Source organism: Kribbella sp. C-35 (genome assembly GCF_046549195.1).
GTDB lineage: Bacteria > Actinomycetota > Actinomycetes > Propionibacteriales > Kribbellaceae > Kribbella.
In genome coordinates this window covers 184,046-202,875 of sequence record NZ_JAJPWG010000006.1, presented here as the reverse complement: position 1 = coordinate 202,875, position 18,830 = coordinate 184,046, and the positions used below count along the sequence as shown (strand labels likewise).

Sequence of the window (18,830 nt, the reverse complement as noted above, 5' to 3'; positions counted from 1 at the left end):
ACGGCCGAGTCTAGCGTTTCGACGTACACGCTTGTGAGGGGTTCGAGAGGGAGGTGCCGGATGTCCACGCTGTCCGATCGGCCGCACACGGCGGTGCTCGTGGTCGACGTCCAGAACGGTGTCGTGGGGGAGTCGTACGAGCGCGATCGCGTCGTCGCCAACATCAGCACTCTCGTCGGCAAGGCCCGCGCCGGGGGAGTCCCGGTCGTCTGGGTCCAGCACTCCAGCGAGCACCTCGTGAAGGACAGCGACCAGTGGCAACTCGTGCCCGAACTGTCCCGTGACGGCTCCGAGCCGCTCGTCCACAAGACGTACGCCGACAGCTTCGAAGCGACCGACCTGGAGGACGTCCTCGCCCGCGCCGGCATCGGCCACCTCATCGTCAGCGGCGCCCAGACCGACGAATGCATCCGCTCGACCATCCACGGCGCGATGGTCCGCGGCTACGACGTGACCCTGGTAGCCGACGCACACACCACCGAGGACCTGACCGAGTACGGCGCCCCAACCCCCGACAAGGTCATCGCCCACACCAACCTCTACTGGCAGTACCACCGGGCCCCAGGCCGAACCGCCGCCGTAAAGAAAACCGACGAAGTCACCTTCTGACCAGCTCCAGGAGGTATGTCACCGCCCGGCTGAGTCCTGCAGCGCTGACTGCTGGAGTGCGTTGACGAGGGCGGCGATCGGCGGTGGGTCGGGTGGTTCGCCGTACGTCGCGGCGTACACGTGCCGGCGCGAGCCGGGCAGTTCGCTCGCGGTGATGCCCTCGACGTGGTGGGTGCGCAGCGCGAGGCCCGGCATCGTCGTCACGCCGAGTCCGGCTGCCACGAGCGCCTGCATCACGACCATGTCGTCGGACGTGTAACCGATCCGCGGCTCGTAGCCCTCCGCGGCACACAGCGCAATCAGATGGCTGCGGCAACGATCGCACCCGGCGATCCAGGTCGCGTCGCGTAGGCCGGCCAGCGTGGACGGTCCGCTCGACAGCACGTACAGCGGATCGTCGACCAGATGATGCAGCCGTACGCCGGGCGGCTCGGGCGCGGTCTCGTCGTACCGGAAGACGATCGCCACATCGACCTTCCCGGTCCGGAGCAGCTCGAACGCTTCGGGCGGATGCGTGTCGACGAGGCTGACCTCCAGGCCGGGATGCTTCGCGGCCAATTGGGCCAAAGCGGCCGGAACGAGCGCTCCGATCGCCGACGAGAAGCCCGCCAGGCGGATCCGGCCCGCGCTCAGGCCGACGTGCGCCGCCAGCTCGGCATCCACGGCGTCGATCCGGCCGATGATCTCGGCCGCCCGGTCCGCGAGCAGCCGTCCGGCCTCGGTCAACCGGATGCCGCGCCCGACCCGCTGCAGCAGTTGCGCGCCGGTCTCGGCTTCCAGACGCGCGAGGTGGTGCGTGACGGACGGCTGGGAGTAGTGCAACTCGCGCGCGGCGGCGGTCACCGAGCCGTGACGGGCGACCGCGTCGATCACGCGCAACCTCGTGACATCGAGCATGTATCAATTCTATCTATGAGTGAGGACGAAACTTGGCATTAGACGTTATGGGTTGACCGGAGCAGGCTCAAGACATGACGACAACAGCAATCACCACCAGCGAACTCACCGACCTGATCACCGGCGTCCGGGACGCCATCGAGCAGCACTCCGACTGGAGCCAGACGGCGCAACACGTCGGTGCTCAGCTGCGCGCGAACTTTCCGAGCCCCGACGTACTGACGGCCGAACAGCGCCTCGGATCTCCCGACAGCTACCAGAGTCACACGCTGCACGTCGAGCCAGACGGTTCGTTCTCGATCATCGCGGTGGTGTGGCGGCCCGGGCAGCTGACGCGGATCCACGATCATGTGACCTGGTGCGTGGTCGGGGTGCTCCAGGGCGTCGAGCACGAGGAACTGTTCGACGCCGATCTGCGGCGGATCGGTGAGAGTGACAACCACGTCGGCGAAGTGAGCGCGTTCGCGCCGCCGGGCGACATCCACCGGGTCCACAACACCTTCGCCGAGACCGCGATCTCGCTGCACATCTACGGCACCGACGTGACCCGGATCGGCTCGAGCGTCCGCCGGTTCTACAACTGACGCTCGAGCCGGATCGGTCAGTCGACGACCGCGTCCAGTACGGCGAGGTCCTCGGGGGAGAGCGTGAGCTCGCCGGCGCGCAGGTTCTCCTCCAGGTGGCGCGAGCTCGACGTACCCGGGATCGCGAGCACGTGATCGCCCCGGCTCAGGGTCCACGCCAACCGCACCTGGGCGACCGTCGCCCCGTGGCGATCCGCGATCTCCTGCACCGGCCCGGAATCAGGCACCCCGCCGGCCTCCCGCGACTCCGCGGTCAGCGTGAAGAACGGGATGAACGCGATCCCCAACGCACCGCACAGCTCCAGGATCTCGTCGTTCGCCCGCCCGAATCCCACGCTGTACCGGTTCTGCACCGCAACCACCGGCGCGATCTCCCGCGCCTCCTGAAGATGCGCTACCCGCACGTTCGACATACCCAAGTGCCGGATCATCCCCTTCGCCTGCAATTCGGCGAGGGCGCCGAAGTGTTCCGCGATTGACTCCAACCCCGTCTGCCGCAGGTACACGAGGTCCAGCGAATCCACCCCGAGAACGCGGAGATCGTTCTCCACGAGTTCCCGCAGCTCGTCCGGCCGCGCCAGTCCGTGGTCGGTCGGCCCGACCTTCGTCGCGAGCACGAACTCGTCCGGGTACGGCGCCAGCGCGCGACGGATCACGTCGTTCGCCCACCCCAGACTCTCGAACCGCGTCTCGCCGGCCAGCCCGTGGCTCGGGTAGAACGCCGCGGTGTCGACGTGATTCACCCCGAGCTCGACGACCCGCCGCAGCAGCGCGATCGCCCGGTCCTGTACGTCGGCCCCGCCGCCGTCACCGCCCGCGAGCCGCTTCGCACCGAACCCGATCCGCCGGACCGGCACCCCGCCGAGCGACCAGAATTCGCCGGACTTGCTTTCCGCAATTCCCAATGATAAATTAATTGGTAGGGACGCATTCTCCTGTGAATTCTGCATTCGGCCAGGATAAATCCTTTCAAGTAATTCGTCCACCTTTTCCGGCACATTTCTTGCGCTACTCTCGTGCGCGTGGGACTCACCGAGCGACAGCAACAGCTCCTTGACGCCTGGCTACCGTCGGCGGCGATCGTGCGTGACCACAGCTGGGGTCTCATCGGCACGCTCGTCCTGGAGCTCGAGCACCACGGGGAGCGCTACATCGCGAAGGCCGGCGATCACACCGACCACCATCTCGCCCGCGAAATCCGTGCCCACCGCAACTGGTTGCGACCGTGGACCACGCGAGGGAGCGCGTCCGAACTGATCCACGCAGACGAGGACGCGAAGCTCCTCCTGACCCGTTTCCTCCCCGGCGAACTGGTCGAAGGTTCGCCGCACGAATGGGCTCCCGGCACCTATCACCAGGCCGGCGAACTGCTCGCGGCATTTCATCGGCAATCCGCCGTACCGGACGACAACTACGAAGCCCGTGAGAACCAGCGCACGCTCGCAGGACTCGACAAGCCGCACCGGATCGCGCCGGACCTCGCTGACCTGCTCCGGGCAACGATCAAAGCCTGGCCGACACCGCCCGCGACCCTCGTACCGACGCACGGCGACTGGCAGCCCCGCAATTGGCTCATGGACAACGGCACGGTCCGCGTCATCGACTTCGGCCGGGCGGATTTGCGCCCGGCGTACACCGACCTCGCCCGCCTGGCCGCGCAGCAGTTCCGCTCCGAGCCAAGCCTCGAGCCGGCGTTCCTCACCGGCTACGGTTCGGACCCACGCGAACCCGCGGCCTGGCAGCGCGCCCGGCTCCGCGAGGCGATCAGCACCGCCGTCTGGGCCTACCAGGTTGGCGACGAATCCTTCGAGCAGCAAGGACACCGCATGATCGCCGACGCCGTCGCCGAAACTACGTTCTGAGCTCAAGTAGGCGCGTCAAATGCTGCCGCAGCTCGGCCGGGTAGATCCCGAACTCCTTCAGGTCCGCCGCGTCGGCCCACCGCAATTCGAAATGATTCGTCGCAGAATGCTCCACCGCTTCGTCACCTGACAGTTCCGGTACGCCGTTCACGTCGCTGACCAGGAAGTAGTACGCCGGCCGCCCGTTGTGCGTGCCCGTCCACAGCAACCGGTCCAGCGTGCCCGTGAGCGTCGTCTCCTCCTCGAGCTCACGAAGCGCAGCACCCGCAGCCGACTCACCCGCCTCCACATGCCCACCAGGAAGTACGGCGTACCGATGCCCCGCACACCGCGGCCCCGGTACGTCGCCGTACTCGCACATCACACACTCGGCCGACGCCCCCTGCCGCAGGTACCGCTTCACCACCAGGACCCGGCCCGCCTCAACCACAACCGCAGCCCCACGCGGAATCTTCGCACTCATAACACCCGACTCTCCCCGCCACCACCGACAATATTCACTCGCCGGAGTGTCGGCTTCGTGGTGGGGTCGGGGTGTTGTTGTCGATTGTGGAAGGATTTTGTAGATGCCCAGTGCGCAGATCGAAGTTCGTCGGGAGTACTCCGAGGCTGACGAAGCCGGACTGATCGAGGCGGTGCACGGTGCGCTGGTGACGGCGTTCCAGATTCCACCGCAGGACAAGGACGTCCGTCTCGTCGTCCACGCGCCGCACCGGTTCGCCTGCTCGCCGCGGCTGACCGAGCCCGAGTACTTCACGCTCGTCACGGTCGACTGCTTCGCCGGTCGCTCGATCGACGCGAAGCGCAAGCTCTACGCCGAGATCGTCGGCAACCTGAAGCCCTTCGGCATCCCCGCGGACCACGTGACGATCCTCGTCCGGGACCACCCGACCTCGAACTGGGGCATCCGCGGCGGCCAGGCCGCGTCCGACCTCGACCTCGGCTTCAACATCAACGTCTGACGTGCCACTCCGGTCGGCCCGGCACCTGACGTCGGTCTTCCTCGTGCGGGAGGGGAGCGTGCTGCTCCTCTACCGCCGCGGATCACGCGCGATCGCGGACTCCTGGGTCGGCATCGGCGGTCACCTCGAGCCACACGAACTCACCAACCCGACCGCGGCCGCGCTCCGGGAACTGGACGAGGAGATCGGCGTCACGGCCGACCAACTGACCGACCTCGCGCTGCGGTACGTCGCCGTACGCGACACCGGCGACGAGGTGCGTACGACGTACTACTTCACCGCCAACCTCCGCCCCGCGGCGCCCGTACCGACGGAATGCGCCGAGGGCGATCTGCGGTGGTTCGATCTGACGACGGACCCGACGACGCTCGACATGCCGCCGACCGCACGGATCGCGTTCGCGCACTGGCTCGCAGGCGGCCGGCAGGACGAGCAGCTTCGTTTCATCATGGTCGACGCCGACGGCCGCGAGACGGGCCCGTTCTGATGATCACCGTGCAGTTCCATCCCAATTGGCCGCACGGTGCGCGGACGGTGATCGAGTCGATCGCTGAGGACGGCGTCTACCGGTCGCAGTTCGCAACGGGCATCTCCAACGGCGGACTGACGGCGTTCCGCGGGGGAGACCGGTGGGAGTGGGAGAGCCGGTTGTTCTCCGGGCGATACGACGAGCGACCGGAGCTGGATCGACCCGTGTACGGGGTGTGGAATCGGCGGCGTGACGTGTACGGCGGAGCGATCCGCTTCGGGTCGTCGTACCTCCGCCTGAAACCCGACGCGATCGAGCGGGCGACCTTCTGCTTCCCGGACTCCGCGCGCGATCCGGCCGATTTCGGCGACCGGAGCGTCCTGCCGCAGCTGTGTCAGCTGGCCGACGCGGTGCGTCTCGACGACCTGGACGATTACGTCGAGGCGCAGGTCCACGGCCCGGTCCACCTAGCCACCGACGTCGATGCGGTGCTCCTGGACCCGTCGTTCATCGGCACGCCCGTAGAGGATGCCGCTCGCGAGCTCGGCTGCCCGATCGAATACCACCCGGGCTTTCGCGCGGAGCCGGCCAGGCTCGACCCGGCGTACCGCGGCCCCGAGATCGTCGACCTCGCCCGCTCGCTCGGCCCGGAACTCACCCCCGACCTGCTCGGCAAGGCCGCCCGCGACCATCCGGCGCAGTCGATCAAGTACGTCTGGCACTACCTTGCGCGGTACGGCCGTCAGCTGACCAACTGATCGCGTCGACGGCTCAGGTACGCGACCTCGGCAGTGTTCTCGGCCAGCTCGATCGCTGCGTCGTACGCAGCCCGCGACTCCTGACTGCGACCCAGCCGCCGCAGCAGGTCGGCTCGGGCAGCGTGGTACGCGTGATACCCGGACAGCTGGTCGCCCAGCCGATCGATCGTCGCCAGCGCGACCTCGGGACCGTCGAGCTCGGCGACCGCGACCGCGCGGTTGAGCGCGACGATCGGTGACCGGTCGACCCGGACGAGCTGGTCGTAGAGCGCCACGACCTGCGACCAGTCGGTGTCCGCCGCGTCGCGGGCCGAGGTGTGGACGGCGTTGATCGCCGCGAGGATCTGATAGCGGCCCGGAGCGATCCGGGTCGCGAGGCGTTCGCGGACGAGACGGTGGCCCTCGGCAACCAGTGCCGTGTCCCAGGCGCCGCGGTCCTGGTCGCGCAAGGAGATGAGTTCGCCGGTCGCCGAAACACGGGCGGTACGTCGGGCCTCGGTGAGGAGCATGAGAGCGAGCAGACCGGCGACCTCGCCGTCGTCCGGCAGCAGCGCCCGGATCAGGCGGGTGAGCCGAATCGCCTCGGCGGTCAGCTCGTGGCGGACCGGATCCGTGTCCGGGCCGGTCGCCAGGTAGCCCTCGTTGAAGACGAGGAACAGCACCGACAGTACGCCGGACACGCGTCCCGGAAGGTCCTCCGCGGACGGGACCCGGTACGGGATCTTGGCCGCCTTGATCTTCGCCTTCGCGCGGGTGATCCGCTGGCCCATCGCGGTCTCCTGGACCAGGAACCCACGGGCAATCTCGGGCACGGTCAGGCCGCCGATCAGCCGGAGCGTCAGCGCCACCCGCGTCTCCATCGCGAGCGCCGGGTGACAACAGGTGAAGATCAGCCGGAGCCGCTCGTCGTCGATCACGCCGAGAGGCTCGGGCGGTTCGTCGTACGACATCTGAGCCTCCTTCTGCTTGTCGTCACGTTTGTTCTCGCGCCGGATCCGGTCGATCGCCCTGCGGTTGGCGGTGGTGGTCAGCCAGGCGCCGGGGTTCGGCGGTACGCCGTCCGCGGGCCAGCGCTCGACCGCCGTCGCGAACGCCTCGGCGGCCGCCTCCTCGGCGATGTCGAGGTCACCGAACCGCTTGGCCAGCGAGGCGACCACCCGCGCCCATTCCTCGTGGTGGACCCGGGTGATCGCTTCCTGGACGTCGCTCACAGGAACGGCCGCACCTCGAGCCGGCGGTTGCACGCCTTCGACGCCGCGGTGGCGAGCTTCAGCGCCACGTCGAGATCCGGCGCCTCGAACACCCAGAACCCGGCCATGTGCTCCTTCGACTCCACATACGGCCCGTCGGTGAAGATCGGCTCGCCGTCACCCCGAGCGTCGATCACGGTCGCGTCGCTGGGGGCGCTGAGCCCACCCGCGAACACCCAGTGCCCGTCCGCCACCAGCCGCTCGTTGAACGCGTCAATCGCCGCGTCCTCGTCCGGAGTAGACGACCCGGTCCTGTCGTCAAGCACAGAAATCAGATACTGCATCACGATCTCCAGTCCACTCTGCTGACCTACCTACACCCACCCAACGAACCCCACCCCGCCATTCCTACACACCCCACCAGAATTTCGTCACCTACCGCGCAGCCTGTCACAGCTGGTGGAGGTGAACGTTGGCGTACGTCGGTGGCGTGCGGGTCAGGTCGAGGGCTTCGCCGGTTGCCGAGATGTACAGACCGGGACGGTGGCGGCGCAGGCGGACTGTTCCACCGCGCCAGTCGTCGAAAAGGTGTACGCCGTTCTCCTTGCGCAGCCGGGCGGTCCCGTCGTGGACGCCGGACACCCGAATCGCGTAGTCCCGGTTCCACGGCCCGTCCGGCCTGGCCGGCTTGGTCGGCGCGGCTTCCGGTACGTCGTTCCGAAACCGAACGTGTCCGTCCTCGACGCGCTCGAGGTACGCCGGACGTCCCGCGTCATCCAGATCGCGGAACCGAAACAGCTCGTCGTGCTCGATCATGAAGTCGAGGGGACCGACAAACCGCACTGGATGCCGGGCGTCATCTTGGACCAGGACGCCACGATCTCCTTCTACCTCGAACGTGACCTGATCCGCCCCGCTCCCGCTGTAGTTGCCCGCCAAACCTGCCAACGATCCAGCGGACACCTCCGGGGGAGTGGCGACCTTTCGCGGAGGGCTGTGCGGCACAACCTCACGGAAGATCTCAGCAGCGAGCTCCCACTGGAACGGGTGCGCAGTCGAATTCGTCAGTACGACGACACCGATGCCCGCGTTCGGCGCCCAGTAGATGTCCGACAGGAACCCGAACCCACCACCCCCGTGCCCACGCACAGGGATCCCGTGCGCGTGGGTGACCGCGAGACCGAGCCCGTATCCGCGGTCGCGGCCCGGCAGTCGGTGCATCTCGGCCAGGTGCGCAGGATCTCCCAACTGGAACTGCAGGAAACGGCACGCGTCGTTGACACTCGTGTACAGCCCGCCCGCGGCAACCATCGGAACCCGGACCGGGATCCGCGTATAGCCCGCGGTATGCCCGATCGCCCGATCCTTTTCCCGCCGGATCTCCGGTGCGTTGAACGTCGTACGCGTCAATCCCAGTGGCTCGAACAATGTCCGGCGTACGAAGCGGTCGAACGGCACTCCGCTGCGCCGCTGCAGAATGTAGCCGGCCAGATCGATCCCGAGATTCGAATACTGGAAGTGATGACCGACGGGAAACCGCAACCACGTGTCGTAGATGCTGCGGCAATGCGCCTCGAACGACTCCCGGCCGACCAGATAGTTCGAACCGACCGGCGCCTCGTGCGTGAATCCAGCGGTGTGATTGAGGAGATGCCGCAGCGTGATCCGACGCTCGGGTCGAGCTTCGAAGGAACTGTTGAGACGAATCTCCGGCAGATATTCGACGATCGGAATGTCGAGGTCGACCAACCCTTCCTCAACCGCGAGAAGAACCGCCGCCGCGGTGTACATCTTCGAGCACGACTGGACCCCGAACATCGTCTCCGGAGTAACCGGCTCACCACCACCGGCCCGCGTACTCCCGAACCCGGCCGACCACAGCATCGACTTCCCATCACATATCCCGACCGCGATCCCCGGAACCTGATGCTCCTCCAATAATCCAGTCACACGCCGCTGCAACCCCGCGATCACACGTTTGCTCAGCACGTCACGTTTCTACAGCCCATCAGGCCCAAGGAACAGGTTGCCGGCTTAAGGGTTGTGCCAGGTCTGCCACAGGCGGCCGTAGACGTGGCCTGCGCTCACGAGTTCGTCGTGGGTGCCGAGCTCGACGAGTTCGCCGGCTTCCATGACCGCGATCCTGTCGGCGTCGTGCGCTGTCTGCAGGCGATGGGCGATCGCGATCACGGTCCGACCATTGAGGACCCCGGCCAGCGATTGCTCGGTTTGCCGTGCCGTCTTCGGGTCCAGGAGCGCGGTGGCTTCGTCCAGGATCAGGGTGTGCGGATCAGCGAGGACAACTCGTGCCAGGGAGAGTTGCTGGGCGGCGGCGTCGTCAAGTTCGGCCTCGGTGTCCAACCCGTGCGGCAGGTCTTCCCACCACGTGGCTCCGACCGCAGCGAGCGCGCCGCGCAACTCCTCGTCCGTCGCGTCCGGTTTCGCGATCAGCAGGTTGTCCCGCACGGTGTCGTGGAACACGTGATGGTCCTGGGTGATCAGCACGACGTGTTCGCGGAGCTGGTCGGGCGGCAGGTCCGCAACCGGCGTACCGCCAATGGTCACCGACCCTGTGTGCGGGCGGTCGAGACCGGCGAGCAGCCGCGCGAGCGTCGACTTTCCAGCTCCCGAAGTGCCGACGATCGCCAACCGTTCGCCGGGCTGCACCACGAGGTCGATTCCTTGAAGTACGTCGCGTGCGCCCGTGTAACTGAAGTGGGCGTTGTCCACCCGGATGCGATCGCCGTCGGCGTTCTGAGCCGCGGCAGGCTCGGACTCAGTGGGGACATCCGCCAGGCCTTCGACGCGTGCATAGGAGGCACCGGCGCCTTGGAGCTGCTCGATCCAGAGCATCAACGTGTCGAGCGGGCCGACGAGCTGGCGAAGGTACACAGTGGCAGTCACCACGACTCCGAGGCTGACCAGATCCTTCGCGTACAGCGCACCGCCGATCAGCAGGACTCCCACGACCGGGAGCGCCAGCGACACCTCCGCCCACGGAAACAGCACCGTCCGCAACCACAGTGCGCTCAGGCGCGCGGACCGGGCTCGAGTGACCGCGGCTTCGGTGACCTCGGACCGGCGACGTTCCAGTCCGAGAAGTTCGACCGTACGGGCGCCTTTGGCCGTGCTGGCGACGACGTCGGCCATGTCCGCACCAGTCGCGGCAACCGCCAGATAAGCGGGCCGTGCGCGTCGCACGTACCAGCGCACCGCCGCTCCGACGCCGAGCAACGACACGAGTCCGCACAGCCCGAGCCGCACGTCCAGAACGAGCACCGCGACGATGAGGAACAGAGCGTGGACGAGCGCCACGAGAACCTCGGGCACAGCCGATCGCAAGGTGAACGCCACCACGGAGGCATCAGTGCTTCCGCGAGAGATCAAATCGCCGGCCGGAAGATGGTCTGCCACGCGTGGAGGCAGCGCCAGAGTCCGCCGCAAGAACCGTTCCCGAACGCGTGCCGCCGTACGTTCGCCGAACCGGTAACCGATCTTCAACGCCCACCACGCCAGCATGGTCTGCACGACGGTGAACACGAGAGCGCCGAAGGCTAGGCGGTCGACCGTGCTGAGCACGTCTCCGGAGCCCGACTGGATCGTGTCGATGATGCGGCCGAGCAACCACGGACCGATCAGACCTGCCGCGGAGGCGAGTCCGTTGACCAGGACAAGGCCAGCCACGGTACGTCGTTCCACGCGGAGGTCACGTCGCGCCGCGGCGCGGACTTCGGCGGTGCCGGCGACCGGCAGCTGGCTGCTCATCGGTCGTCCTGGGCACGGGAGACGAGATCGCGATAGTACGAATCGCTGCGGAGGAGTTCCGCATGTGTCCCGATCGATGACGTCTTGCCGTCGACCAGTACGACGACCTCGTCGGCACGGTCCAGCACGAGCGGCGACGACGTCGTGATCACCGTTGTCGTGTCGCGCCGCGCTTCCCGGATCCGGTCGATCATGGCCGCCTCCGTATTCGCGTCGACCGCGGACGTCGGTTCGACGGCGAGCAGAACGTCCGGTGCGGCATAGACAGCGCGGGCGAGCCGGATCCGCTGCCGCTGCCCGCCGGACAGATCACTCCCGCCGGCGGCGATCGTCGCGTCCAGGCCGCCGGGCAGCGCCTCCACAATGTCCTCGGCCACCGCGACGCGGAGAGCCGCGCGGATCCGGCTGTCGTCAGGCTCGAGCCGGCCCGCGACAACGTCTCGAACGGTGCCGGCGAACACCTCCGCATCGTTGTCGGCAACAACCAACCGGCGCCGGAACTCTTCCCGCGCGACGTCGTCGATCGGCACACCCGCCCAGGTCGCCCTCGCATCGGTGCTCAGCTGGCCCAGCCGCTCGATCACCGTCCTCGTCTCCGCCGGCCGGGCAGCGACCAAAGCCGTCAACAGGCCGGCACGAGCCATCACTCCCGAGGCAGGATCGGCCAACGGACCGCAGCCGCCCGGGACGACCCCGTCGTTGCGACGCGCAACCGGCAGGTTCAGCAGGTCGATGATGCGTCGCCCGGCCACGCGAGCGCGGGCAATATCGCCACCACCCTCGATGAAGGCGGACACGGGAACGACCAGTACGGCGACGTACCCGTAGACGGCGACGACATCGCCGATCGTGATCGCGCCGGTGGCAGCCATCCGCGCCGACAACCACACGACCGCGGCCAGGAACAGCGCCGGCAAACCGGTCGACAACGCACCGACCCAGCTCGCGGGTCCGGCGACGCGGTAGCCATGGCCCACCAGTCCCTGCGACTGCTGCTCGTACCGCTCTGCGACAAACTCCTTCCCGCCAAGGCCGTTCAGCACGCGAAGCCCGCCCAACACATCGACCAGGCGAGTCGTCAACCGTCCCTGGTGCACGCGGTACTCGCCGCCGGTCCGTTCAATGCGGTGCAAGAACGGTCCGACTGCGACAGCAAGCAGCGGTACGCCCGCGAGCACGACCGCGGCCAGCAGCGGGGAAGTGGTGAACAGTACGACGGCAACCACGGCGTACGCGACGACCGCGCCGACGCCCGGACCGGCGACCGTCAGCGCCATCGCGACTGTGTACACATCGGAGATGCCGACTGTCACGACCTCTCCAGTGCTGACGCGCCCCGGCAGCGAGGCACCCAAGCGGGAGGTGTGCTCGACCGCGGCTCGGACTGCGCGGAACGATGCGTCCATCCGGACCTTGGTCATCGTTCGGTGCCGAGCGATACCCAGCAACGCGTTCAGGACGGTGACGACCAGCAATACCACTGCCCACCTGATCAGGGCACCGGTGTTGCCGGCGACAAGTCCTCGATCAACTGCACGGGACAGGACCCATGGAGGCACCGCGAGGCCGACCATCCAGAGAGTGCCCAGCACTCCGCCCAACGCGATCTGTCGGGACTGCGACCGCGCGAGCCAGAAGAGGAAGCGGAACGGTCCGGCCAGATCGTTGGTGGTCGCCGGATTCCTTGTCTCGCTCGTCCGGTCCAGCCACTCGCGCACGCGCGCCGTACGTCGCCGGCCACCGTCGCGCGTCATCGCATCACCATACCGTCCCTTGTGATCGCCTTCACAAGGGGGAGTGGCTATCCTCTGGGGGTGCAATCAGTCCCGTACAGTGGCGACGACTTCTACTGCGATGTGGCGATTCCTGATCCAGGCAGCCTCGATGTGGTGTACGAGGACGAAGTGGTGCTGGCGTTTCATCACACCCGGCCGTTCTGGACGAACCACATCGTCATCGTGCCGAAACGGCACATCGCGTCCTTCACCACGGTGACTTCGGCTGACGAACCCGTCGTACGCCGGTTGCTCCAGGTCGTGCAGACGATCGCCGCCGAGACCGAGCGAACCACCGGGGCAGCCGCGGTGCTGACCAATCTCGGTGAGTACCAGGATTCCAAGCACCTACACGTTCACGTCCACAGCGGACCTCAACGCTGAACGGAAGCAACGATGTGCAGGAACAGCGGAATCCGGTACCACTTGTCCCCGGGATCATCGGACCCGTGTTCCCGAAGCCGCTCGATCACCAGCCCGGCGTCAGCGATGGCCTCGGTGTAGGTCTGCAACGGCCGATGAATTCCGTGGTACGTCATCGACAGGCCGTCTCGGGTGCGCGTGTTCGTGTAGTGCCTGGCTCCGGTGTATGAATCCGGAATAATGTACGGCGGATTCGCACCGGCCGCATCTCGGTCGAAACCACCCGCTGAATTGAGCGGATGCACGATCGCCATCACCAATTTGCCGCCGACGGCGAGAATACGGCCGATCTCCGCGATCGCCGGCACGACATTGTCGATGTCGTGCAAACTCATGAATGCCACGGCACAGTCGGCCGCTGCATCGGGGACCGGGAGGTGCACGGCGTCAGCGACAACGGCCGGCACAGGTTCTTCAGGGTGTGTCGCCGCGGAGCGAACCATGGCCGGCGACCGGTCGATCGCCAGGACGCGATGCCCGCGAGCCCGCAGTTCACGGCTGACCCGGCCCTCGCCGGCGCCGACGTCCACGGTGAGCCGGCCAGGCGGCGGGATCAACGGCAGGAAGCCCAACTTGTGAGTGCTGTAGCTGTCGAGCCCTCGCCTGGTCCACTCGATCCACGCCCCAGCATTGGCATCCCAGCCGTCAGCCAAACGCGATTGCCCCTCGGATTGCATCAAGGCAGCCTATACACCGCAAAAGCACGTGCGTGATCGCTCCGGGATGCGCTTGGATCGCATCGTGTCGATGAACAGAGTGATTGCGCCATGAAGTCCTACCCTCCCTTCGACGTACGGGTGAGCACGCCGACGCTCGAACTGCGCGGCGCCACGGACGAGCTGTTGGACCAGCTCGCGGACGACGTACGCGCGGGCAAGACCCACGCCGACCCGCTGCCGTACGACGACCCGATGTCGCTCTACGAGCCCGATCCCGACCACCGGGTGGCCAAGTGGCTACAGTCGATCTGGCGAGGCCGGGGGAGGGTCGACGATGACGCCTGGCGGCTGTACTTCGTGGTCATGGTCGACGGCCGGCCCGTCGGCATGCAGGACCTGTGCGGGGTGAAGTTTTCGACCTTCGGGACCTTCACGACGTTCTCCTGGCTGTCCGCCGATCACCGCGGCCGCGGGCTCGGACGCGAGATGCGGGCAGCGATCCTGCACCTCGGATTCGACGGACTCGGTGCGAAGGAAGCGGGCAGCGACGCCTTCGTGGACAACCACAGCTCCAACGCGATCTCGAGATCCCTCGGCTACGAGCCCAACGGCTCGGACTGGGACACCAGGCAAGGCGAACCAGCCCTCATCAACCGCTGGCGCCTGACCAGAGAAAACTGGGAACCGCACCGCAGAAACGACATCCAACTCCACAACGTCGAGGCCTGCCGAACATTCTTGCCTTTGTCAGACGGTCAGCGCTGTGTCTGAGCTGCGAGTTTCCGAGGTCGTCAGCCAGAACCGCGAGTACTGGGAACGGCTGGCGCCGCATCGTCACGGTGAGCCGGTCGAGTTCTTCTTGAACGGCGGGTTCAGGAGATGTACCCAGGTCTGGGGGAGCAGGCCATGAGCATCCCCGCCACCTACCTTCTGACCGCTGTGGTGTAGCGAGCGATCACGTCCAAGCAGCGTCGGAACTGTGCCGGCGAGGCAGGGTTCTTCCATCCGAGCTTTTCGAGCGCCCAATCGACGGCGAAGGCCGGCGTCCAACCCGCTTCGGCCGACTCGGGATCAGCGATCCGCGCGTACCCACGACGTACGAGATCCAATCGGTCCTGCAACACGTCGCCGGCATCCACCTCCCATTGGGCGAAGTCGTACGCCGGCGCCGTACGGCCCGCGAACTCCCAGTCGATGATGCCGGCGACCGCTCCGTCGTGGATCAGGAGGTTCTTCGGGCAGAAGTCGCCATGAACGAGCGACACCGGGGGAGCCCCACGGGTCGTCAATTGTTGGCGCAGGAAGTCAGCACCGCGCTCCACGACAGCGGCCTCCGCCGAGCTGAGCGCGTCCCTGACAATGCCTGCAACCTGGATGATCTCATGCTCTTCGGGCAACCGCAGTACGTGCCGGACGCCTCGCTGGTCCTCCAGGTCCACGCTGTGCACGCGCGCCAAAATCTCACCGGCGTCCAGGACCAACCGCTCGAGCTCAGCGGGACTCAGTTCACCGATGAGCTCGTCGAGCGAACGGCCCGGCAGGAACTGCTGGACTGAGAAGGACAGGAGCTGGCCGTCGTGATCCAGGTGCTCCAGACCTAACACCTCGGCTGTCGGAACGCCCACCGCACGTGCCTGCGTCATGAGGTCCGCCTCGTCGACGAACCACGGCACATCCTGACGCGCGATCCGCACGACCACCGCGTGATCACCGGCAAGCTCAACGCGGTACGTCTCGTTCATCCCGCCACCGGCCAGAGGAACAAGCCGTTCGACGTCGCGACCACAAACTGACCGCACCACCGAGTCGATGATCGAGCGCGGCGTAGTCACCATCACCCAAGTCTCACCCAACAAGCAGCGTCTCGAGTTCCGGGAGTCGGGCGAACATGTCGGGGAGGCCGCGTACGCCGTCGCCCGCCGACTCCTCCGACAGCGCGAGGTCAGGACCGGTGCTCGCCTCGGTGCCGGCGAGACAGCGCAGGATGTTCCATCTCGTGTGCCCCAGCCAGCCGCCGATCATGAACACGAACCAGCTTGGACCAGGCGGCGGCAACGTTCGGCCTCCTGCGACGTACCCGTCAAGAACCGCGCGGAAGACAGTGGGCTCGATGTGGTCGAAGCCAGGCCCCTTCGCGATGCTCAGCGCGGTCGAGCCGAGCTCGCTGGACACGTCGAGCATCCCCGAAAGTTCCCAGTCGAGCACCACCGGCCGACCGTCTCGAGCGAGCAGGTTCCACGGCTGGATGTCCTTGTGGGTCAGGACGACGGGACCTGGCCGTTCGCACGTGTCGACGAACTGTGCAATCGCGAGGAACGTCTCCACGTGGGAAGCGAGTTCGTCGGCCCACGGCTGTCCGGTCGCCGCAGCCCGTTCGGCGAGCTCGGGCCAGTCCCGTGCCGTCGGCTCCTCGACCGACGGGTGGGGCCACTCGACGTCGAGACCGTGGATGCGGGCGAGGATTTCGCCGATCTCGAACGCGTACGCCTCCGACACCGGTGCTTCGGGCAACTTCTCTCCGTCGACCCACCGGTGGACGATCGTGTTGTCGCTCGCCGAGATCGGCTCCGGCATCGGGATCCCGGCGGCGAAGGCCGCCCGCTCGAACCTGAACACGTCGTCGATGTGATAGGTCCAGCGCCGATCGACGTGATTCAGCTCTTTCACCGCGAACGAGCCCTGGTCGGTGTCGAGCCGATACATCCGGTTGGCGAAGCCGCCGTGAACGCGGACCATCGGCCCAACTGGTACACCAAGCTGCGAAAGGTTCACGCCCCGCAATCTAGGCCGCGCAGCGCATCACCGCACCGGAATTACCGGAGATTCATGCTCGGGTGACGCGATCCCCGCTCGTCGTCGTACTACGGTTGGGCGCGTGACCATGCGCTTCTCGATCAACATCCCGAACCTCGGTGGGTTCGCCGCTCGGGTCGCGGCCTCCCACATCAAGCCGGGTCCAGCGAGCCTTGGATGAGCTTGCGGGCGGTCGGACGACGAGCGGTCTCGAGCGCCGCGGCTCCGAGCTGCTCCGCCCGGTCGGCTCGTGGACGCCGGCTGTGCACGAGTATCTGAAGCACCTCGAGTCCGTCGGCTTCCTCGGAGCACCTCGGGTCGTGGGCATCGAAGGGTCCCAAGAGGTGCTGACGTTCCTCGAAGGCGACGTACTCGCGGATCCGGAGTGGGAGCCGGGGCGTGGCAACCCACTCCCGGCGTACGCACGGAGCGACGACGCACTGGCCGCTGCAGCGCAACTGCTGCGCGACCTGCATGAGGCGTCCCGCGGTTTCCAACCAGAGCACACCGGCTACGGCTTCCATCCCCACGCGCCCAATCCCGGCGAGATTGTGTCGCACGGCGACCTGGGCCCGTGGAACACCGTCTATCGAGGCGGTGTGCCGGTCGCCTTCATCGACTGGGATGCGGCCGGGCCGATCGACCCGCTGCTCGATCTCGCATCCGCCGCCTGGGCGTTCCTGCCGCTCGAGTCGGACCGTCAGCTCGCCGAGACCGGCTTCGATCCGCTGCCCGACCTGCCTCACCGGCTTCGGGTGTTTGTCGACGCCTACGGACTCAACGACCGGCCGACGATCATCCCCGCACTGCAGCAGGCGAAGCTGAAGGTCGTCGAGCAGGTGCAGCACTGGCCGATCGACGCGGCAGGCGCCGCAGGCTCCCTGGAATTCCTCGCCGCCGAGCTGCGATTGCTCAACTCGATCACTCCCGCTCTACGCCGGGCACTGTAGTGCCACGCGGTTTCGCGATCATCCCTGACTTGATCAACGGGTTCAGTTTTGGTCCGTTCGACGCTCGGAGACCTCATCGAGGAGCTGTGAGCACCTTGCTGATGGCGTGCAGCGCGTAGTTCGCGAGCGCCGGGTTGGTGTCCTTGTGGTACCGCAACACGATCACGGCCTGGACAGCACGCGCCCGCGTCCGCGGAGCCATGTCGCGTCGTCCACGTCCAGCCTGGCGCGGAACTCGTCGTGGACGGTCGCGGGCAGCAGGTACCACACGGGAAACAAGTCGCACGCCGGATCGCCGACACCGCACGTCTCGAAGTCGAGTACCGCGGTCAGCCGGCCCTCCGCCGACAGGAGCAAGTTGCTCGGCGTCAGGTCCGAGTGCACCCACACCTCGCGCCCGTCGTACGGCGCCGCGAGCGACTCCTCCCACGACGCCAGTGCTGCGCGAGTGTCGATCAGGCCGTCCAGCTGGCCGATCGCGTCTCGCGTTGAGGAGTCCATCGAGACCATCGGAGCTCGCGTCCGGCGCTCGCCCGGATAGGCCGGCGGCCGGTCTGGCAGGTCGATCCGCCGGAATGCGTCGACGAAGGCTGCGAGGTCCGTCGCCAGCCCACGCGGATCAACCAGCGCGTAGGGGGAGGGGTGCGTACCGGCGAGCCAGCGGTGGACGGACCACTCGCCCGGGAACGCGTCGGTGGGTGAGCCGATCGCCTCGACAGAAGGGATGGCCACAGGCAGGAACGGCGCGAGTGCCACGAGTTTCGCCTGCTCCCGTTGCACTATGTCGGCGATCGAGGGCCGGAGCGGCAGCCGTACGGACAGGTCGGAACCGAGGCGGTAGATCGCGTTCACCAATCCACTGGAGTCGACCGGTTCCAGCGGCAATGTGGCCCACCGCGGGAACTGAGAATCCACCAGCTCTCGGACGAGCGGGGTGTCGATGGTGGCCTGGTCAGCGCGCGGGCTCACTGCCCTATTCGAACGATCGGGACATCCGCCGTCAACCGGTTTCCGATCGCGCCACACCACGAGGTCTGCTTGGGCAAAACCGATCGTTCTGTTCGGATCACGTCGGTACGTTGATGTTCCTGCCAGTCGTTCTAAGGGGCACTGCGATCACCCGATCAACATCGC

Annotated in this window: 21 protein-coding genes; 9 read left to right on the top strand and 12 right to left on the bottom strand. The window is 67.0% G+C overall.

Annotated elements, in window-relative coordinates; translation table 11 throughout:
- Positions 1-60: 60 nt before the first annotated feature.
- Positions 61-609, top strand: a complete 549-nt coding sequence (locus ACLJOO_RS35675; RefSeq protein ID WP_410792091.1) for an isochorismatase family protein — start codon at positions 61-63, stop codon at positions 607-609.
- Between the two features lie 18 nt (positions 610-627).
- Here ACLJOO_RS35675 and ACLJOO_RS35670 read toward each other — a convergent pair whose 3' ends face one another.
- Positions 628-1,506, bottom strand: coding sequence for a LysR family transcriptional regulator (locus ACLJOO_RS35670; RefSeq protein ID WP_410792090.1), 879 nt, complete (start codon positions 1,504-1,506; stop codon positions 628-630).
- 74 nt (positions 1,507-1,580) lie between these two features.
- Between ACLJOO_RS35670 and ACLJOO_RS35665 the strand changes: the two genes are divergently transcribed.
- Positions 1,581-2,090 carry a hypothetical protein gene (locus tag ACLJOO_RS35665; protein WP_410792089.1) on the top strand — a complete coding sequence of 170 codons (510 nt, stop codon included), beginning with the start codon at positions 1,581-1,583 and terminating at the stop codon, positions 2,088-2,090.
- A gap of 17 nt (positions 2,091-2,107) precedes the next feature.
- On the opposite strand, the gene ACLJOO_RS35660 is transcribed toward ACLJOO_RS35665, so the two are convergent.
- Positions 2,108-2,995, bottom strand: a complete 888-nt coding sequence (locus tag ACLJOO_RS35660) for an aldo/keto reductase (RefSeq protein ID WP_410792088.1) — start codon at positions 2,993-2,995, stop codon at positions 2,108-2,110.
- A 117-nt stretch (positions 2,996-3,112) separates the two neighbouring features.
- On the opposite strand from ACLJOO_RS35660, the gene ACLJOO_RS35655 reads away from it, so the two are divergent.
- On the top strand, positions 3,113-3,952 hold the full coding sequence (locus ACLJOO_RS35655) for a phosphotransferase (RefSeq protein ID WP_410792087.1): 840 nt from the start codon (positions 3,113-3,115) through the stop codon (positions 3,950-3,952).
- Here the strand turns inward: ACLJOO_RS35655 and ACLJOO_RS35650 are convergent.
- Positions 3,942-4,415 (bottom strand): NUDIX domain-containing protein, encoded by a 474-nt coding sequence (locus ACLJOO_RS35650; protein ID WP_410792086.1) that lies wholly within the window; start codon positions 4,413-4,415, stop codon positions 3,942-3,944. The two genes, ACLJOO_RS35655 and ACLJOO_RS35650, sit on opposite strands and share 11 nt — an antisense overlap.
- A gap of 103 nt (positions 4,416-4,518) precedes the next feature.
- Here ACLJOO_RS35650 and ACLJOO_RS35645 point away from each other — a divergent pair, with 103 nt between their 5' ends.
- Genes ACLJOO_RS35645 through ACLJOO_RS35635 form a run of 3 tightly spaced genes read left to right on the top strand, consistent with a single transcriptional unit; the run spans position 4,519 to position 6,141 of the window.
- The gene (locus ACLJOO_RS35645; RefSeq protein WP_410792085.1) at positions 4,519-4,914 is read left to right on the top strand and encodes a tautomerase family protein; all 396 of its coding nucleotides are present in this window, start codon (positions 4,519-4,521) and stop codon (positions 4,912-4,914) included.
- Position 4,915: 1 nt separating this feature from the next.
- Positions 4,916-5,401 (top strand): NUDIX domain-containing protein, encoded by a 486-nt coding sequence (locus ACLJOO_RS35640; RefSeq protein ID WP_410792084.1) that lies wholly within the window; start codon positions 4,916-4,918, stop codon positions 5,399-5,401.
- Entirely contained in the window at positions 5,401-6,141 is a 741-nt protein-coding gene (locus ACLJOO_RS35635; RefSeq protein WP_410792083.1) for a DUF3626 domain-containing protein, read from the top strand. The genes ACLJOO_RS35640 and ACLJOO_RS35635 overlap by 1 nt, the downstream gene beginning before the upstream one ends.
- Here ACLJOO_RS35635 and ACLJOO_RS35630 read toward each other — a convergent pair.
- The 5 genes from ACLJOO_RS35630 to ACLJOO_RS35610 all read right to left on the bottom strand — a co-directional run bounded on the left by ACLJOO_RS35630 (position 6,126) and on the right by ACLJOO_RS35610 (position 12,850).
- The gene (locus tag ACLJOO_RS35630; RefSeq protein ID WP_410792082.1) at positions 6,126-7,352 is read right to left on the bottom strand and encodes an RNA polymerase sigma factor; all 1,227 of its coding nucleotides are present in this window, start codon (positions 7,350-7,352) and stop codon (positions 6,126-6,128) included. The genes ACLJOO_RS35635 and ACLJOO_RS35630 overlap by 16 nt on opposite strands.
- Positions 7,349-7,675, bottom strand: a complete 327-nt coding sequence (locus tag ACLJOO_RS35625; RefSeq protein WP_410792081.1) for a YciI family protein — start codon at positions 7,673-7,675, stop codon at positions 7,349-7,351. The genes ACLJOO_RS35630 and ACLJOO_RS35625 overlap by 4 nt, the downstream gene beginning before the upstream one ends.
- A gap of 106 nt (positions 7,676-7,781) precedes the next feature.
- Positions 7,782-9,320, bottom strand: coding sequence for a serine hydrolase domain-containing protein (locus ACLJOO_RS35620; protein WP_410792080.1), 1,539 nt, complete (start codon positions 9,318-9,320; stop codon positions 7,782-7,784).
- A 45-nt stretch (positions 9,321-9,365) separates the two neighbouring features.
- Positions 9,366-11,096: an ABC transporter ATP-binding protein gene (locus ACLJOO_RS35615; protein WP_410792079.1), complete on the bottom strand. Its 1,731-nt coding sequence runs from the start codon at positions 11,094-11,096 to the stop codon at positions 9,366-9,368.
- Entirely contained in the window at positions 11,093-12,850 is a 1,758-nt protein-coding gene (locus ACLJOO_RS35610; RefSeq protein ID WP_410792078.1) for an ABC transporter transmembrane domain-containing protein, read from the bottom strand. Before ACLJOO_RS35610 ends, ACLJOO_RS35615 begins: the two co-directional genes overlap by 4 nt.
- Positions 12,851-12,910: 60 nt before the next feature.
- Here ACLJOO_RS35610 and ACLJOO_RS35605 point away from each other — a divergent pair, with 60 nt between their 5' ends.
- A complete protein-coding gene (locus ACLJOO_RS35605) occupies positions 12,911-13,255 on the top strand; it encodes an HIT domain-containing protein (RefSeq protein WP_410792077.1) in 345 nt (114 codons plus the stop codon).
- Here the strand turns inward: ACLJOO_RS35605 and ACLJOO_RS35600 are convergent.
- Entirely contained in the window at positions 13,246-13,971 is a 726-nt protein-coding gene (locus tag ACLJOO_RS35600; RefSeq protein WP_410792076.1) for a class I SAM-dependent methyltransferase, read from the bottom strand. The genes ACLJOO_RS35605 and ACLJOO_RS35600 overlap by 10 nt on opposite strands.
- A gap of 90 nt (positions 13,972-14,061) precedes the next feature.
- Here ACLJOO_RS35600 and ACLJOO_RS35595 point away from each other — a divergent pair, with 90 nt between their 5' ends.
- Positions 14,062-14,724, top strand: a complete 663-nt coding sequence (locus tag ACLJOO_RS35595) for a GNAT family N-acetyltransferase (protein WP_410792075.1) — start codon at positions 14,062-14,064, stop codon at positions 14,722-14,724.
- Between the two features lie 152 nt (positions 14,725-14,876).
- Here ACLJOO_RS35595 and ACLJOO_RS35590 read toward each other — a convergent pair whose 3' ends face one another.
- Together ACLJOO_RS35590 and ACLJOO_RS35585 are read right to left on the bottom strand one after the other, a co-directional pair.
- Positions 14,877-15,788, bottom strand: a complete 912-nt coding sequence (locus ACLJOO_RS35590) for a phosphotransferase family protein (RefSeq protein WP_410792074.1) — start codon at positions 15,786-15,788, stop codon at positions 14,877-14,879.
- A 10-nt stretch (positions 15,789-15,798) separates the two neighbouring features.
- Positions 15,799-16,725, bottom strand: coding sequence for a phosphotransferase (locus tag ACLJOO_RS35585; RefSeq protein WP_410792073.1), 927 nt, complete (start codon positions 16,723-16,725; stop codon positions 15,799-15,801).
- Positions 16,726-16,919: 194 nt separating this feature from the next.
- Here ACLJOO_RS35585 and ACLJOO_RS35580 point away from each other — a divergent pair, with 194 nt between their 5' ends.
- Positions 16,920-17,696: a phosphotransferase family protein gene (locus ACLJOO_RS35580; protein WP_410792072.1), complete on the top strand. Its 777-nt coding sequence runs from the start codon at positions 16,920-16,922 to the stop codon at positions 17,694-17,696.
- A 162-nt stretch (positions 17,697-17,858) separates the two neighbouring features.
- Here ACLJOO_RS35580 and ACLJOO_RS35575 read toward each other — a convergent pair whose 3' ends face one another.
- Positions 17,859-18,665 carry an aminoglycoside phosphotransferase family protein gene (locus ACLJOO_RS35575; RefSeq protein WP_410792071.1) on the bottom strand — a complete coding sequence of 269 codons (807 nt, stop codon included), beginning with the start codon at positions 18,663-18,665 and terminating at the stop codon, positions 17,859-17,861.
- Positions 18,666-18,830: the final 165 nt, after the last annotated feature.